The organism is Stenotrophomonas sp. GD03877, assembly GCF_029840555.1.
GTDB classification, from domain to species: Bacteria; Pseudomonadota; Gammaproteobacteria; order Xanthomonadales; family Xanthomonadaceae; genus Stenotrophomonas; species Stenotrophomonas geniculata.
On record NZ_JAOCCT010000024.1, the window covers coordinates 19,558 to 34,872 of the forward strand.

Genomic DNA, 15,315 nt, shown 5'->3' on the forward strand with positions numbered 1-15,315 from the left:
TCAGCGCGGCTGGGCCATTCCAGCAATCTGCACACGCCGGTTCGGCGCCAGGCAGGCGATCAGCTCGCGACGGTTGCGCTGCTCGCACTGCACGATCGGCTCGGCTGCGCCCCGCCCTTCGGCGCTGATGCTGGCCGCAGGCACCCCACCCTGCACCAGCGCGCTGCGCACGGCCTCGGCACGTCGCTGCGACAGGGTCTGGTTGTAGCTGGCACTGCCGATACGGTCGGTGTACCCGGTCACCCGGATCGACTGCACCTGACTGGCCTCGCGCACCTGCGCCAGCACGCCCTGTACGGCCTGCTGGCCTTCGGCACTGAGCACCGCGCTGTCGAACCCGAACAGCGCATCCGCCGACAACCGCAGCGGCTGCTCCGGCAACGGTGCCGGTGCTGGCGGCGCTGGCGGCCGCGGCGGTTCCAGCACCGCCGCGCACGATTCCGGCTTCCAGTAGCCCCCTTGGGCGATGCCCTTGCTGTCGAAGCGCACCTGGAACTGGCAGGTGAAATACTCCGCGCCCTGCGCGGTGCGGAAGTTGAACAGGTAGTTCCACTCGCGCACGCCCCACATGCCTTCGTTGAAGTGCGGCGTGCCCAGCAAGGTATACAGCTGGCGCTTGCTCATGCCCGGCGCGAAACGGCGCAGGTCGGCGACGTCGGGATAGATGCCTTCCTTCAACGAGGCCTTCGAAGCCTCCGGGAACTGCACGGCGGTGGTTTCGGCAGGACCCTCGGCGGCCGGCGCATGGCTGCGACAGGCGGCCAGCAGGCCCATTCCCAGGACCAGGCCCAGCACTGCGGCCATCTGGCCGGTGCGGGCGATGCGATGCTGTTTCATGTCATTCCCCCTATGGACGTTTCCGCGATGCCGGGCCGCGCGTGCGGCCCGGCGGCGGGGATCACCACTGGATGCCGGCACCGACGGCCACACCGGCCTCGCCACGGCTGTTGGTGGAGCCGCTGAACTTGTAGATCCAGCGCCCTCCCTCGGAGACACCGGAGATACCGACCGCCACGCCCGACTCGCCGTTGTAGCTGCCGGCAGCGACCGAGGCCATGCTGCGGCCCGCTTCGCTGGGCTGCGGCAGGGCTGCGGTGGCCATCGCCGAAGCGATACCGGCCGAGGCGCGATTGTCGGTCTTGCGCAGGTCGCGCTCGAAGCCCCCCATGCGCTCGTCGGTGTAGGCCTTCGACCAGTCCAGGGTCTGCGCCATGCCCGACTTCAGCTGGTCCACGTTGACTGCGTCGGTACCGGCGGTGCCGGCGGCGACGTTGCGCACCGTGGTCGGGCCGCTGTTGGTGCTGCCCAGCGTGACACTGTTGTAGTTGGTCGCACCGTTCACCGTGGTGTCGTAGCGGATCGTGCCCTGCTGCGAGGCCTGCAGCTGGCGCACGTTGACCGCATCGGTGGCCTGCGAACCGTCAGCCACGTTGACGACCTGGCGTTCGGCGCCGCTGGCACCGACCGAGACCGTGTTGGCCCGGTTCGCCACCGAACCCGCCCCCAGCGCCACCGAGTTGTCGGCCTGCGCCTGCGAACCATTGCCCAGCGCGGTCGAGTTGGCACCGGCGGCGGTGGAGCCTGCACCACCGGCGGCCGAGTTGGCACCGCTGGCGGACGGATCGGCCAGGTTGTTGGTGTTGTTGGCGCGGAAGCTGCCGGCCACGTTGGTGATGTTCTGGATCTTCTGGTCGGTGTACTTCTTCGACTCATCGATGGCGTAGTTCACACCATTCTTCAGCTGGCCGACATTGGTTGCGTCGTAGGTGTCGGAGCCATCGGCAACGTGGGTGATCTTGCGCTCGCTGCCGGTGCTGCCGACCGAGACCTCACCGGCCGAGTTGCTGGCGCCGGTCTGGCCGTAGGCACCGGTGTAGCCGCTCTGCGCACCAACGCTGGCCACCGAACCGGCACCCAGGGCGACGCTGTTGCCTGCACTGGCGCTGGCACCGTTGCCGACCGCCACGCTGTTGGCACCGGCCGCACTGGCCTGCGGGCCGACAGCCACCGCTTCCGCGCCGGCAGCCGTTGCAGCCGCTGCGGTCGAGTTCACCGCCAGGTAGGCGCTGCCACCGCCGCCGTTGGTGATGCGCTGGTTGAGGACCTTCAGCGAGCCGTCCACCGCAGTGAAGGCGGCGGTGACGTTGTTGTAGTCGCCGCTGGTAAACGTGCCGTCGGTGGCGATGCTGGAGATGCTGAACTTCGGCGCGGTCCACACATTGGTGGTGCCGTTGTACGCGGTGGTGCCACCGAAGTAGTTGGCGATGGTGCTGTTGGTGTTGAACAGCTGGTCGCCGGTGATGGCATCGCTGCTGCCGGCCAGGATGCTGCCGGCGGCGACGTTGGTGATCTTCACCGCGCCGGTGCCGGTGCCCGTCAGCGTCACGCTGTTGAGCACGTTGCCGCTGCCGTCGACGTCGTACTTCACGGCCAGCTTGTCGATCTCGCCGGTCTGGTCGGCGACGTTGGCCAGCGAGTTGCTGACGGCATCGAAGGCGGTACCGACGTCGTTGTAGCTGCCCTTGGTGACGGTGCCGTTGGCGGCGACGTTGTTGATCGCGTAGGTCGGTGCGGTCAGCACACCGCTGGCATTGACCGCTGCACCACCTCCGAGGTGGGTGGCCACGGCCTGGTTGGCGGCAAACAGCTGGGCACCGTTGATGGCCTCGCTGCTGGTGGCACTGACCTGGCCCGGGCCGAGGTTGCGCAGCGTGGTGGCGGTGCCAGCCTGGCCCAGCGTGGCGCTGGCATAGTTGACGCTGCCGTCGCCGTTGAGGTCATAGCGCAGGGCGCCCTGCTCCGAGGCCTGCAGCTGGCCCAGGTTGACTGCATCGGTCGCTGCGGTACCGGCCGCCATGTTGGTGACCTGACGCTCGGCACCGGCGGCACCGATGGACACGCTGTTGGCACGATCGGCCAGGCTGCCGGCACCGACCGCGATGCTGTTGGCCGCGGTTGCGCGGGCGTTGGTGCCGACTGCGATCGAGTCGGCACCGCTGGCCAGGGCCTCGGTACCGGTCGAGTTCACCCGCAGGTACTTGGTGCCACCGTTACGGATGTCGGTGATCTGCGTGTTGAGGTTGACCAGCGAGCCATCGACCGCGGCGAAGGCATCGGTAGCGTTCTCATACAGGCCCTTGGCGATGGCGCCGCCGGTGGAGATGGTGCTGATCTCGAACAGGGGCGCAGTGAACGCGCCACTGGCAGGATCGAAGGCTGCGCGGCCGCCGAAGAAGCTGGCGATGGCAGCATTGGTCGCCGCCAGCTGGCCACCATTGACCGCTTCCAGGCTGCCGGCCGTGACTGCACCGCCAGCCAGGTTACCGATGGTGGTGGTGCCGGTGCCCGCGCCGAGCGTGACACGGCGATAGTTCGGGTTGCCGGCACCGTCCAGGTCATAGGTCACCGCAGCGGCCGCCACATCATCGATCAGGCTGATGGCCCCCTTCAGCTGGGCCACGTTGACCGCATCGGTATTGACACTACCCGCCGCGACGTTGGTGATCTGGCGCTCACCGCCACCGGCGGTACCCACCGACACTTCACCGGCAGAGACCTGCGGCGCAGTGAGGCCATAGGCGCTGTAGCTGGCCTGGGCACCGCGCAGCGCGGCCGAGCGGTAGCCCAGTGCGACCGAATTGGCCTGGTTCGAGGTGGCCTCGGCACCGAGCAGGGTCTGCCCGTTGGCAGTACCCACCGCGCTGTCACCGACGATCACCGAGTGACCCATGCGTGCGGCGTAGTCCGCGGTCGGCACGCCGGTCGGGTTGCTCGGGTCATTGGTGCCTGCACCCGGGAAGGCCACGTTGGCATCGACCTTCGGCAGTTCGTGCCGCGCATTGGCACCGATCACCACTTCCTTCGAGCCGTTGGCGAAGGCGCCGTCGCCCATCAGCACCTGGTAGTCCTGCGCGGCGTTGACGGCCCAGCAGGAGATGTCGGCCAGGGCGATGTCCAGGCACTTGGCGGCCCAGGCCGGCGAATCCTTCGGCAGCAACAGGCCCAGCAGGCCGCCCGGATTGCCGTTGTTGATGTTGTAGATGTAGCTGTCGGAGGTGACGCCACCGATCAGGGTCAGGTGCGAGCTGCCGCCGGTGACAGCGCCGCCGAGGCCATTGAGGGTGCTGCCGACCGGCGACAGGTTGACCACCGGCAGTCCCAGCACATTGACCGTCGAGTAGGTCTGCATCACGTTGGCGTTGCTGAGCTTGAGGTTGCCGTTGCTCAGGTAGCCGTTGCCGCCGAACAGGCTGGTGGTGGTCGGGCCGATCAGCTGCCCGACATTACCGACCAGGCCGCCGGTGCCGATGATCAGGCCAGCGTTCGGGTCGGCCGGAGCCGGCGCCTTCGGGCTGGTCGGCGGGATCGCCGAGGGCTTGGTCAGGCCGAGGCCGCCGAGCGTGCCACCGACCAGGCCGCCTACGGCACTGCCGAGATTGCCGATGGTGCCGTTGAGGTTGCCATTGAGCAGGTTACCGACGGCGCCGCCGACATTGCCGAGTGTATCGCCCAGCAGGCCACCCAGGCCGCCGGTGCTGCCACCTGTTGCGCCGTTGAGTACACCGCTGACGGTGCTGCCTACTGCACCCACCGTATTGTTGAGCGTGCCGCCCACGGCACCGCCAACCGAACCGACCGTGCCGTTGAGTGCACCACCCACGGTGCCGCCGACTGCGCCAACCGTGCCAACCGCACCGTTGAGCGCGCCGCCGACGGTGCTGCCGACCGAAGCGACCGTCCCGTTGAGTGCACCACCCACGGCGCCGCCAACTGCACCGACCGTGCCAACCGCACCGTTGAGCGCACCACCGACGGTGCTGCCGACCGAACCGACCGTCCCGTTGAGTGCACCACCCACGGTGCCGCCAACTGCACCGACCGTGCCAACCGCACCGTTGAGCGCGCCGCCCACCGCGCTACCGACAGTTCCAACGGTGCCGTTGAGCGCACCGCCTACGGCTCCGCCAACCGTGCCAACGGCACCATTGAGCGTGCTGCCCACTGCGCCGCCTACCGTTCCAACCGTGCCGTGCAAGGCGCCGCCGACCGCATCAACCGTGTTGCCTACGGTGCCATCAAGCACGCCGCCCACGGCGCCACCTGCTGCGCCGACAACGCCGCCCACCAGGCCACCGACGCCCAGCGCGCTGTTCTGCGCTGCCACGGTGGCTTGGCCGGCCAGCTTCAGATTGCGGTCGGCCACGACCTCCTGGCCATCCGGCGCCTGCACGCGCACTTTGCCGGCAACACCGGTATCGAAGGCCGCGGTGATCGCACGATCATGAGTCTCGCCCGGCAGCTCCTCCTTGGCCGGCAGCGTGACCGCCGCCGTCGCCTTGACCTGCCCCTGGCCGTCGATCTGGTGGCCCGCCAGCTTCAGCTGCGAATCCACCTTGCCGTCAACGGACGCCTTGAGGCCGGACAGCGAGCCAGCCGGTGCGCCAGCAACAGCGGCGGCCGCCTTGGCACCGGTATCGATCGAGGCCACCTGGGTACCGGCGATGCCAACGCCGGCCTTCGCCTGGGCATCCGCAGCCACACCGAGCGGCGCATGCGCGTACGGCGCAACGTTGGCCGCCAGCGATGCATCAATCTTCGCCACATGGGACGCTGCATGACCCAGCCCGACATTGGCGCGGACATCGGCAGCCAGCGCAGGAACCGCGACCTGCTTCGGCGCAGCGTTCGCCGCCAGCTTCACCTGCACGGTGGCCGGCAGCACGTCGCGTACGATCGGCAGCGAGTTCGTACTCAGCTGCAGGCCGACACGCGCGTCAGCGCTGATCGCCGGACTGCTCTGCGCCTGGCGCGATGCGGCAGCCAGCGCCACTTCCGCGTCGACCTTGGCCGGCATCGGCTGCGCGTACTTCGCGGCCAGTGCCTGCAGGTCACGTAGAGACTGATTGGATTCGGACGCGCCTGCATGCCCGCTGGCCAGCGCGCACAGCAGGGCCAGGGCCAGTGCGGTCGGCATCAGCAGTGCACTGCGCGGATCGCGGGCGGCGCTGCCGCCGCTGTCGCCGGTGGCCAGTTCCGAGGCCACAACCAGAGCATTGAGCTGGCGGTTCCATACACGCCGGTAGATGCGGTTCATGAGCATTTCCCCCGTAGGCGAACAACTGGAATGTCAGTGGACTTGCCGTTAGGCAGGTGACTGACATTTCAGCGTTTGCAACGGCGGCTGCGCACTTCATTCCGGCACGGAAATCGCGCATTCCGGCAAATCCACGGTCGGAATCGGCAGCCGGTTATGCAGAAGCGGCAACCATATCGGCAAGCGGATATGCAATTCCGGCAGGAACTGCCGGGAAACCCTTACGGGGCTTGAATCAAGCTGGCTGGCCGATCTGCGCGGGAGCGCGCATCAGCGTGTCACGCGGCAGTTCACCGAAGACCTTGCGGTAGTTGTCGGCGAAGCGCGACAGGTCCCACAGGCCACAGCTGAGGGCGATGGCCTTGACCGAACGGCGGCTGGAATCAGCCATCGACAGGCTGCGGCAGGCCGCGCACAGGCGCAGCATCGACAGGTAACGATTGGGCGACGTGCCGAACAGGTCCTCGAACGCGTAGCGCAGCCCACGCTCGCTGACACCGGCAGCATCGCAGATCTCATTCATGTAGATATTGCGGCGCAGGTTGAGGCGCATGAAGTTTTCCGCCCGCTGTGCGATCAGATAATGTGTGCGCCGCGCACGGCTGCAACCCGGGCGATCGGCGGAACCCGCGCCCAGCAGTGCCTGCACGTGTTCGTGCAGCAGCCGCTCGGTTTCTTCAGGCTGCAGGCCCGTGCCCTGGCCCAGCTGCAGGTGCAGCTGCTGGTAGTGCTGTGCCAGCGGGGCGGCCTCGCTGGCGAGATTGAACAGCGAAAGTGCCTGTCCGGCCGGCGGTGTACTGCGCAGGCTCAGTTCGGTCAGCTTGCGCTGCACCCGTGCCACCGGCACCAGCATCAGGGTCATGTGCGTGCCCGGGCTCAGGGTGAACTCGCTGATACCCTCCGGCATCACGGTCAACGCCATTCCAGGCACGAGCGGTACACCGTGGCACCAGCTCAGGGTTTCATCGGTCGCGTGCAGATACCCCAGCATCGCCCAGTCCGGCGGCAGCATGAATCGTCCACGGCAATGGAATCCACAGCTGATGCTGCAGAACAACGCCTCCTCGTGCACGCGTGAAGCGAAGGCCGCCCGCGGCCCATTGCCATCGAGCAGTAGCAGTTCGACATCACATACACGAAGCACGCCGCTCAGCGTCGCCAGGTCGATCGACCGCAGGCCGCTGTCGTCGCTGTCTCCTACCCCACCATCGACCATGACAGTGTCGTCCCCCGATTATCCGTCGTGCGATACGGCCCCCACTGCCTGACAGGGCGCGCACCTCTCATGGAATCTCTTCCATCGCCGGGATGCGCGCCAGCAAAGTGCGCACCCCAAAAGAAACGCGAGTACTTGAATACGAGTATGCCCGATAATTCAACGGGGTAAACATCTGCACTGCATTGAATAAGATGGATACAGACGTGAAAACAAGGTCGTGGTGTTTGGCACAGTTTTCGCATGCGACTGAAAAACCCGCCTCACATTATCTGCACGTCGATGAATCGTTTTGCGCACGAACGGATTTCCGTCACAGAACCCGCGTGAAAAATTAAGGACCGAAGGGATTCTGCCGAATTTGCATATAGGTTCCGGTTGCAGCCGGCCGCCATTCAGGCAAAGTCGATAACACGGTGATCCGGTCTTTGATAATGACCGCACCCAGGGGGACAGCATGACCATGCACGTATCGCTCGACACCTCGACCACCGGCTCCGCGCCGTGCGGTCGCGGTTGCGCGAACGGCGTCCCGCCTGGAATCGATCACCCTGCTTGAGCATGGCGGGTCCGTCCCGCCGTGCCTCCTCCGCCAGGACGTGCGGAGGTCCACGGACGATCCCGGCGGAGCCGGGCCACCGCCCAACAGGTGTCCTGTAGCAGACAGGTAGAGGGAGACAAACGTCATGAACGCATCGATCCGCAAGTTCCTGAAGGAAGAAGATGGCGTTACCGCACTCGAGTACGGCCTGCTGGCGGCTGTGATTGCGGGTGTCCTGATCGCACTGGGCAGCACGCAGATCAAGGATTTCTTCGAAACGCTCTTTGAGAATCTCACCAAGCTTGCCGACAAGGCGTCAGGTAACACACCGGCCTGAGCCGCTCCCAGGCTGATCAGGGACAGCAGCTGCTGACCGTCCACTGACGGACAAAGGAGGGTGCGATGACACTGCTGGGATTGCTGGCCATCGGTGTGTGCCTGCGGATCGCGATCAGCGATCTGTACGCCCGTCGGGTGCCCAACGCCTGGCTGCTGTCCGCATGCGCGATCACCGTTGTCGTGCTCATCGCCGGACAGTTCAACGCGCCGCGCCTGCCGTGGGCTTCCCACATTGCCGGCGCGGCGCTCGGCCTGGTCGCATTGCTGCCTTTCCATGCAGTGCGCTGGATGGGCGCCGGCGATGTCAAATTCTTTTCGGTACTGGGATTGATGCTGGGCTGGCAGGCACTGCTGCCGATCTGGATCGCGGCCAGCCTGGCGGCGGGCGCACATGCCGCACTGGTGCTGGTATCACGCCGGTTGGGTCCAGTACTGCCCATCGGCCTTCAAGCCCATATGCATCGGGCAAGTTCGCAATGGCATTCGCACCCGGCGCTGCGCGGAATGCAGAGCGCCCGCCAGGGACGCCAAGGCATTCCCTACGCCGCCTACCTGGCGGTATCCGCCATCGCCTGGATCCTCATCAGCACGTACGGAGGTGTGGCATGAACATCCAGAACCCACGCCGGCAACGCGGCGTGGCCAGCATCGAGTTCGCACTGATGCTGATGCTGGGCCTGCTGCCACTGCTGTTGTTCACGTTCTCCGGCGTGATGATCATGGCGGCCCAGCAGACCCTGGCAACCGCCTCGGCCGAGGGTGCGCGCGCATCGCTGCGCTATGGCAGCGCCAACGAACGCCGTACTGCAGCCTGTGTTGCGGCGCGCAGTTCGATGCAGTGGCTGCTGAACTTCTCGGGTCAGCCGGTCGACTGCAGCAATGGCGGAAGCAACGCCATTCTGGTTTCGGCGCAGGCCCCCTGCGCCGGACTGGCCAGCGCCCAGTGCATGACCGTGACAGTCAGCTACGACTACGCAAGCCACCCCTTCCTGCCCGGCACCGCCACGCTCTACAAGTGGGTGATGCGGGCTCCCATCCGCAGCGTCGCGGTCGCTCAGCTCGACCTCGGCAGCGGCAACTGACGTTCGGTACAGGAGACGGTTCCATGCTCAAGTTGACCCGCATTGCTGCCGTCGCCCTGATCGGGCTGGCCGTGCTGCTGGCGGTGATCGCCTTGATGATCGGGCGCAAGCAGGCCGCGCCGGCCACGGTTGCCCCGGTCGCGCGGAGCGATGCCCAGGCGATCACCGTGGTGGAGGCGGTGGCACGCCTGCCGGCCGGCGAACCGATCTCTGCCAACGGATTGCGTCTGGCACAGCGCAGCGCCCCGGTTGCCGGTGCCGCCACCAGCATTTCCGCCGTGGTCGGAAAGGTACCGGTGCAGGACATCGCCGAAGGCACGGCGATCAGCAGCAATGCACTCGCGCAGGGATTCTCGCTGCAGCTGCGCCCCGGGGAACGCGCACTCGCGGTCCCGGTGGACGAGCTGGTGGGTGCCGGCAACCGCATCCTTCCGGGTGATTTCGTCGACGTGTTCCTCAACCTGCGCACTGCCCAATCCAGCGCCAGCGGCCCGGCCGATGCAGCACAGACGCGCCTGCTGTTGTCACGCCTGCGCGTGCTCAGCTATGGCCAGCAGGACATCGCCCCGGCCAACCATGACGCTGTTGCCAGCACTGAAGCCGATGCCCGCAACGATCCGCGCGCCGCTGACATCACCGGAAGCAGCAGCACCCAGAGCACGGGCAGCGAGACTGCCCAGCCCGCACGCAGCGCGGTACTGGCGGTACCGGTGGCCGACGCCAACCGGCTGCTGCTGGGTGCACAGCAGGGCAAGCTGTTCCTGGCCCTGCGCAACCCTGCCGATTCCGGCCAGCCCGATCTGGCGCTGTTCCCGCAGGCACGCGGGGTGATCGATCCGCTGCGGGGGCTTGATGCGGAGCAGCAGCTTGCGCTGCAACGGCCAGAGAATCACGCCTTCGCCGGCATCGACGGCGATGCGTTGGCCGGGCGCAGCAACACACCGGCGCGCAGCGCCCAGGATGCCCCGGCACGCGCACCCGCACCGCGGCGCAGTGCCCCGCGCGCATCGGGTATCGAAATCATCCGAGGCGACAGCTCCGCCCCCCGTGGTTCCCTTTGACCTGCATCGAGCGCATCCATGACCGAACGTCGCCGCAGTCCACGCCCTTCCCCCCGCCAGCGCTGGCTGGCCCTGCTGCTGGTGCTGCTGGCACCGGCGACGAGCGTGGCCGCCGACGACCTGGTGCTGCAGGCGCGTGAGCAGCGTCCCTGGACCCTGCCGGGCGATCTGGAGCGGGTCGCCATTGCCGATCCGGGCGTGGCCGATATCGTGATGCTGCGCGGCCAGCGCCAGGCATTGCTGGTCGGCAAGGCGCCTGGCACTACCACGCTGCTGCTCTGGCACCGAAAGCAGGCCGAACCACAGCGCCTGCAGGTGCGGGTACAAAGCGCGGTGCAGGGTGCGGCCGACACCGGCGCGAACGGGCTGGTATTCACCCAGCAGGACAATCAGGGCCTGCTGCAGGGAAGCACCGACAGCGTGCTCTCGCACATGCAGGAACAGAAGACCGCCGCCATGGCGCTGGGCAAGGAGGGCCTGCTTGCCGACGCATCCACGGTGAGCAGCGGCGGCGTGGTCCAGGTCGAGGTCAAGGTGGTCGAGTTCAACAAGACCGCATTGAAGCAGATCGGCATCAGCTTCCAGAACCGCAACGGCAACTTCGCCTACGGCTTCGCCCGCCCGGGCGGCCAGTTGCCGGGCAACACCGGCATCCTGCCCGGCATGAAGGAAGGCAACTCCGGCAACGAAGCCGAATCACCCATTTCTTCGGCCTTCCGCCTGGTATTCGGCTCGACCAAGGGCCTGTGGAATGCCGACGTCGACCTGCTGCAGAGCAATGGCATGGCGCGCGTGCTGGCCGAGCCGACACTGGTCGCGCTGTCCGGACAGAGCGCCAGTTTCCTGGCCGGCGGCGAGCTGCCGATCCTGGAACCGCAGGGGCTGGGCACCACGACGATCACCTACAAGCCCTTCGGCATCGGCCTGACCGTGACACCGACGGTACTGGCGCCGAACCGCATCGCCCTGAAAGTCGCACCGGAAGCCAGTGACCTGGACTACAGCAACGCCATCGCGCTCAACGGCGTGCAGATTCCCTCGATCACCACCCGCCGTGCCGACACCACGGTCGAGCTGGGCGATGGCGAGAGCTTCGTGATCGGTGGCCTGGTCAGCTCCAACGTGGTGTCCAGCGTCGGCAAGATCCCGCTGCTGGGTGACCTGCCGATCATCGGCTCGTTCTTCCGCAACTTCGACTACAAGCGCCAGGACAAGGAACTGGTGATCATCGTCACGCCACGCTTGGTGAAGCCGCTGGCACGCAACACCGACCTGCCACTGCCCGGCGACCGCGAAGCCAAGCCGCACATGCCCGAATGGGGCGCCTGGCTGCTGGGTCCGATCAGCCAGGACCCGGTGCCCGGCTTCTCACGCTGATTCCATGATGCCTGCGATACCACGCCCATGCCCTATGCCACTGCCCAGCCGCTGCATCCGCAAGGACCGCCGATGAACCTGGTCCTGTATGGAATGGATCGCGAACTGCTGCCCCGGCTGGCGGCCAAACTGCCGCCGACCACTACCCTGCACTGGCAGGACAGCAGTACGCCGACCTCCGCCCAGGATCTGCAACGTGGGCCGCAGAGCCTTGTGCTGCTCGATTTCCGCCCCGAGCATGCGGCCGCCTCCAGCGTGCTGGCGCAGCAACTGCAACAGACAGAGCCGGATCTGGCATTGGTTGCCGTCGGTGCCACCAGCGCCGGCCAGGTGGAAGGCGTCGTCATCGCATTGCGGGCGGGCCTGCGTGATGTGCTGGATCTGGACAGCGACAACGTCGGTATCGAGGCCGCGCTGCGTCGCGCCCTGTCGCCACGACCAGCTGCCGCCGCGCAGCACGCGCACAAGGCGCGCCTGATCGTGCTGCTGGGCGTGCGCGCCGGGGTCGGCACCAGTACGCTGGCCGCACATCTCTCGGTGCTGGCACAGCAGACCCGTGCGCTGGCACAGGGCGAGGCACTGCATCAGGACGGCCTGCTGATGGAGCTGGCCCAGCCTTCGGGTGACCTCGCGCTATACCTCACCCTGGACAGCCGCTTCCATTACGAAGACGCGCTGCGCAACGCCAGCCGCATCGATGCCACCCTCGCCCGCACGGCCATGGCCCGTCACGATTCCGGGCTCGTGCTGCTGGACCGCGCCAGCGGCAGCGATGCGGTACCGCCGTCCGATCCGGGTGCGTTGCTGCAGCGCCTGCGCACCGTGTTCGCCAGCGTGCTGTGTGATGCCGGTGGCTGCCCGCTGCGTCAGCTGCCGCCGCTGCTGCTGGACCAGGCCGACGAGATCTGGCTGGTCACCGATGCCTCCATCGCCACACTGGTGTCGCTCGACCAGGCACTGAAGCATCTTGCCGGGCAGCGCGAACGCGAGAAGCGCCTGCAGCTGGTGATCAACCGCCACGATGACAGCAGCGGCATGAGCCCGGAGCAGATCGCGCGCCGATTCGAGGTGCCCCTGCTGGCGACGCTTCCCGAACGACCGCGCGTGCGCCTGGCTGCCAGCCAGGGCCACCTGCTGCTGCAGGATGCACCGCGCGACCCCTACCTGCGTGCCCTCGCTCCGCTGGTTTCACGCCTGGATCCGGCTGCTTGCCCGGTCCAGGCGCAGGGCCTGCGGGAAAGACTCTCCCTTGCCCTGGGTGGATCGCAATGGAAGACAAGGTAACCCCGTTCCCGCATGCCGTTGCCCGGCCGGTGCTGCCCGAAAGCTCGCCGGGCCACCAGCCGTTCGCGCAGACCGAGCAGTACCAGAAGGTGCTCTCGGCCGCGCATGAGCACCTGCTCAACAGCATCGAGGACGAGCGCATCGACATCGATTCCTGGGCCCCCGACACCATCGCCCGTTGGGTGCAGGTGCAGACGGTGGGCTTCATCCAGGAGTGGCGCATCCCGATCAACGAAGAGGAAATGCAGGTGGTGGCCAACGGCCTGGTCAAGGAGCTGACCGGCTTTGGCCCGCTGGACGACCTGCTGCACGACGCGTCCATCGAAGACATCCTGATCAACGGTTTCAAGGATGTGCACGTGTCCCAGGGCGGCCAGCTCAAGCGGGCCACCCAGCGCTTCACCGACGATACGCATCTGCTGCGCATCCTGCGCCGCATCCTCGCCCCGCTTGGGCGCCGGCTGGATGACTCCAATCCGATGGTCGATGCGCGCCTGCCCAACGGCGGCCGTCTCAACGCGATCATCTCGCCACTGGCGGTGGATGGACCGATGGTGTCCATCCGCAAGTTCCGCAAGGACCCGTTCACCCCCGATGAACTGCTGGCCAAGGGCACCTTCGATGCGCCGATGCAGGCCTTGCTGAAGGCGATGGTGCTGGGCCGCTGCAACATCCTGGTATCCGGCGGCACCAGCTCCGGCAAGACCTCGCTGCTGAACGCCCTGGCCAGCTACGTCCCCGCGAACGAGCGCGTGATCACCGTCGAGGACACCGCCGAGCTCTCGCTCAACCACCCGCATGTGGTCCGCCTGGAAAGCCGTATCGGTGGCGCCGAAGGCCACGGTGCGGTCAGCATCCGCGATCTGGTCCGCAACAGCCTGCGCATGCGCCCCGATCGCATCGTGGTGGGCGAGGTGCGCGGCGCCGAGGTCCTGGAAATGCTGCAGGCAATGAACACCGGCCACGACGGCTCGATGGCCACCATCCACGCCAACTCACCGCGCGACTGCCTGTACCGGATCGAGATGCTGGCCGGCTTTGCCGGCTTCCAGGGCAGCGAGGACAGCCTGCGCCGGCAGATCGCCAGTGCCATCGACTTCATCGTGCAGATCTCGCGCTTGGGCAGCGGGCGCCGCGTGCTGGTATCGATCACCGAGATTACCGGTGTCAGCGACAACCTGATCACCACCCAGGAAATGTTCCGCCACGAGCTGCAGATCGACGGCAACGGCAAAGAGATCGATCGCTGGGTCGGGCTGGGCTTCCATCCGCACTCACACAAGCTGGAGCCGTTCCGCCAACAACTGCGCGAATCGCTCTACGGAGACTTCTGAGCATGGGAACCGGCGCGCTGCTGGGCATGTTGAGCATCATCGCGGTGCTGCTGGCGCTGGCAGCCTGGCTGTGGGGCACGGCCAGCAGCCGTGAACAACGCCAGGTTTCAATGCGGCACGCCGAGCAGCAGCTTTCGCGCGGAAGCGCCACGGGCGGAGCACCCGCCGGGCCGTCCGTCACCGCTGCCAACGATCCGGCGCGGCCCGCCAGCACCGGGCGCCGCGTGCTGCCGCTGGATGGCCTGCTGCAGCGCGCAGGGCTGCAGACCGGCTGGAAAATTCCCATCATGCTGCTGGTACCGGGGCTGGTACTGTCGGTGGTGGCGATGCTGCGGCTGGGCACCGCATGGATGTTTCCGCTGACCCTGCTGCTGTACCTGCTTGGCTGCTGGCTGTGGGTGATGCGGCGGACCACGAAGCTGCGTGCGCAACTGCTGCATCAGCTGCCGGACTTCCTCGACAACCTGGTGCGGCTGACGGCACTGGGCAACAGCCTGCAGGCCGCGTTCCAGGTTGCTTCGATGCAGACCAGCGCGCCGTTGCGCGGGCTGCTGGACACTACGGTGCGCTTTGCGCGCAGTGGCATGGAGCTGGACCGTGCACTCGCACAGGCCTCGCATCCCTATCGCATGGATGTGTTGAAGGTGTTGTCGGTGGTGATCGGTGTCAGCGTGCGCATCGGCGGGCGCTCCGACCAGATCCTGCAGCGCATGGGCGATTTCATGCGCGATCTGGAACAGGCCCAGCAGGAGCTTGCGGCAACGACCTCGGAGACGCGCATGTCAGCCTGGGTGCTGGGCCTGCTGCCACCGGCCTGCGCGGTGCTGATGGCGATCGCCAGCCCGGACTTCTTCCAGCCGGTGCTGCACGATCCGCTTGGCCACAAGATCCTGCTGCTTGCACTGGGCATGGAGCTTGTCGGTGGCTTCCTGCTGTATCGCCTGGCCAAATCGCTATGAACCACCCCCGCCCCGCCGGAGACGACCG

The 15,315-nt window shown here is 67.0% G+C and carries 11 protein-coding genes; 8 read left to right on the forward strand and 3 right to left on the reverse strand.

What is annotated here, in order from left to right; translation table 11 throughout:
• The 3 genes from N5D20_RS16750 to N5D20_RS16760 form a co-directional block, all read right to left on the reverse strand.
• Positions 1-837: an OmpA family protein gene (locus N5D20_RS16750; protein ID WP_010485152.1), complete on the reverse strand. Its 837-nt coding sequence runs from the start codon at positions 835-837 to the stop codon at positions 1-3.
• A gap of 61 nt (positions 838-898) precedes the next feature.
• Positions 899-6,094, reverse strand: coding sequence for a YadA-like family protein (locus tag N5D20_RS16755; protein ID WP_049480860.1), 5,196 nt, complete (start codon positions 6,092-6,094; stop codon positions 899-901).
• Positions 6,095-6,329: 235 nt separating this feature from the next.
• The gene (locus tag N5D20_RS16760; protein WP_010485148.1) at positions 6,330-7,310 is read right to left on the reverse strand and encodes a helix-turn-helix domain-containing protein; all 981 of its coding nucleotides are present in this window, start codon (positions 7,308-7,310) and stop codon (positions 6,330-6,332) included.
• Positions 7,311-7,996: 686 nt separating this feature from the next.
• Here N5D20_RS16760 and N5D20_RS16765 point away from each other — a divergent pair.
• The 8 genes from N5D20_RS16765 (at position 7,997) to N5D20_RS16800 (ending at position 15,287) form a co-directional block, all read left to right on the forward strand.
• Positions 7,997-8,188, forward strand: coding sequence for a Flp family type IVb pilin (locus tag N5D20_RS16765; protein ID WP_019337868.1), 192 nt, complete (start codon positions 7,997-7,999; stop codon positions 8,186-8,188).
• Positions 8,189-8,253: 65 nt separating this feature from the next.
• Entirely contained in the window at positions 8,254-8,799 is a 546-nt protein-coding gene (locus N5D20_RS16770) for an A24 family peptidase (RefSeq protein ID WP_010485142.1), read from the forward strand.
• Complete coding sequence (locus N5D20_RS16775; protein WP_010485140.1) at positions 8,796-9,272, forward strand: TadE/TadG family type IV pilus assembly protein; 477 nt, start codon at positions 8,796-8,798, stop codon at positions 9,270-9,272. Before N5D20_RS16770 ends, N5D20_RS16775 begins: the two co-directional genes overlap by 4 nt.
• A gap of 23 nt (positions 9,273-9,295) precedes the next feature.
• Positions 9,296-10,333: a Flp pilus assembly protein CpaB gene (gene cpaB / locus N5D20_RS16780; protein WP_043402488.1), complete on the forward strand. Its 1,038-nt coding sequence runs from the start codon at positions 9,296-9,298 to the stop codon at positions 10,331-10,333.
• 18 nt (positions 10,334-10,351) lie between these two features.
• Complete coding sequence (locus N5D20_RS16785) at positions 10,352-11,710, forward strand: type II and III secretion system protein family protein (RefSeq protein WP_010485136.1); 1,359 nt, start codon at positions 10,352-10,354, stop codon at positions 11,708-11,710.
• A 27-nt stretch (positions 11,711-11,737) separates the two neighbouring features.
• Positions 11,738-12,994, forward strand: coding sequence for a fimbrial protein (locus tag N5D20_RS16790; protein WP_312662351.1), 1,257 nt, complete (start codon positions 11,738-11,740; stop codon positions 12,992-12,994).
• The gene (locus N5D20_RS16795; protein ID WP_010485132.1) at positions 12,979-14,328 is read left to right on the forward strand and encodes a CpaF family protein; all 1,350 of its coding nucleotides are present in this window, start codon (positions 12,979-12,981) and stop codon (positions 14,326-14,328) included. Before N5D20_RS16790 ends, N5D20_RS16795 begins: the two co-directional genes overlap by 16 nt.
• 2 nt (positions 14,329-14,330) lie before the next feature.
• The gene (locus N5D20_RS16800; protein WP_049410331.1) at positions 14,331-15,287 is read left to right on the forward strand and encodes a type II secretion system F family protein; all 957 of its coding nucleotides are present in this window, start codon (positions 14,331-14,333) and stop codon (positions 15,285-15,287) included.
• Positions 15,288-15,315 lie beyond the last annotated feature (28 nt).

What these genes read in the sequence shown, in the direction of transcription:
- N5D20_RS16760 (WP_010485148.1), bottom strand. Translation starts at nt 7,310, where the DNA reads ATGGTCGATGGTGGGGTAGGAGACAGCGACGACAGCGGCCTGCGGTCG.
- N5D20_RS16790 (WP_312662351.1), top strand. Translation starts at nt 11,738, where the DNA reads ATGCCCTATGCCACTGCCCAGCCGCTGCATCCGCAAGGACCGCCGATG.
- N5D20_RS16755 (WP_049480860.1), bottom strand. Translation starts at nt 6,094, where the DNA reads ATGAACCGCATCTACCGGCGTGTATGGAACCGCCAGCTCAATGCTCTG.
- N5D20_RS16785 (WP_010485136.1), top strand. Translation starts at nt 10,352, where the DNA reads ATGACCGAACGTCGCCGCAGTCCACGCCCTTCCCCCCGCCAGCGCTGG.
- N5D20_RS16795 (WP_010485132.1), top strand. Translation starts at nt 12,979, where the DNA reads ATGGAAGACAAGGTAACCCCGTTCCCGCATGCCGTTGCCCGGCCGGTG.
- N5D20_RS16765 (WP_019337868.1), top strand. Translation starts at nt 7,997, where the DNA reads ATGAACGCATCGATCCGCAAGTTCCTGAAGGAAGAAGATGGCGTTACC.
- N5D20_RS16775 (WP_010485140.1), top strand. Translation starts at nt 8,796, where the DNA reads ATGAACATCCAGAACCCACGCCGGCAACGCGGCGTGGCCAGCATCGAG.
- cpaB (WP_043402488.1), top strand. Translation starts at nt 9,296, where the DNA reads ATGCTCAAGTTGACCCGCATTGCTGCCGTCGCCCTGATCGGGCTGGCC.
- N5D20_RS16750 (WP_010485152.1), bottom strand. Translation starts at nt 837, where the DNA reads ATGAAACAGCATCGCATCGCCCGCACCGGCCAGATGGCCGCAGTGCTG.
- N5D20_RS16800 (WP_049410331.1), top strand. Translation starts at nt 14,331, where the DNA reads ATGGGAACCGGCGCGCTGCTGGGCATGTTGAGCATCATCGCGGTGCTG.
- N5D20_RS16770 (WP_010485142.1), top strand. Translation starts at nt 8,254, where the DNA reads ATGACACTGCTGGGATTGCTGGCCATCGGTGTGTGCCTGCGGATCGCG.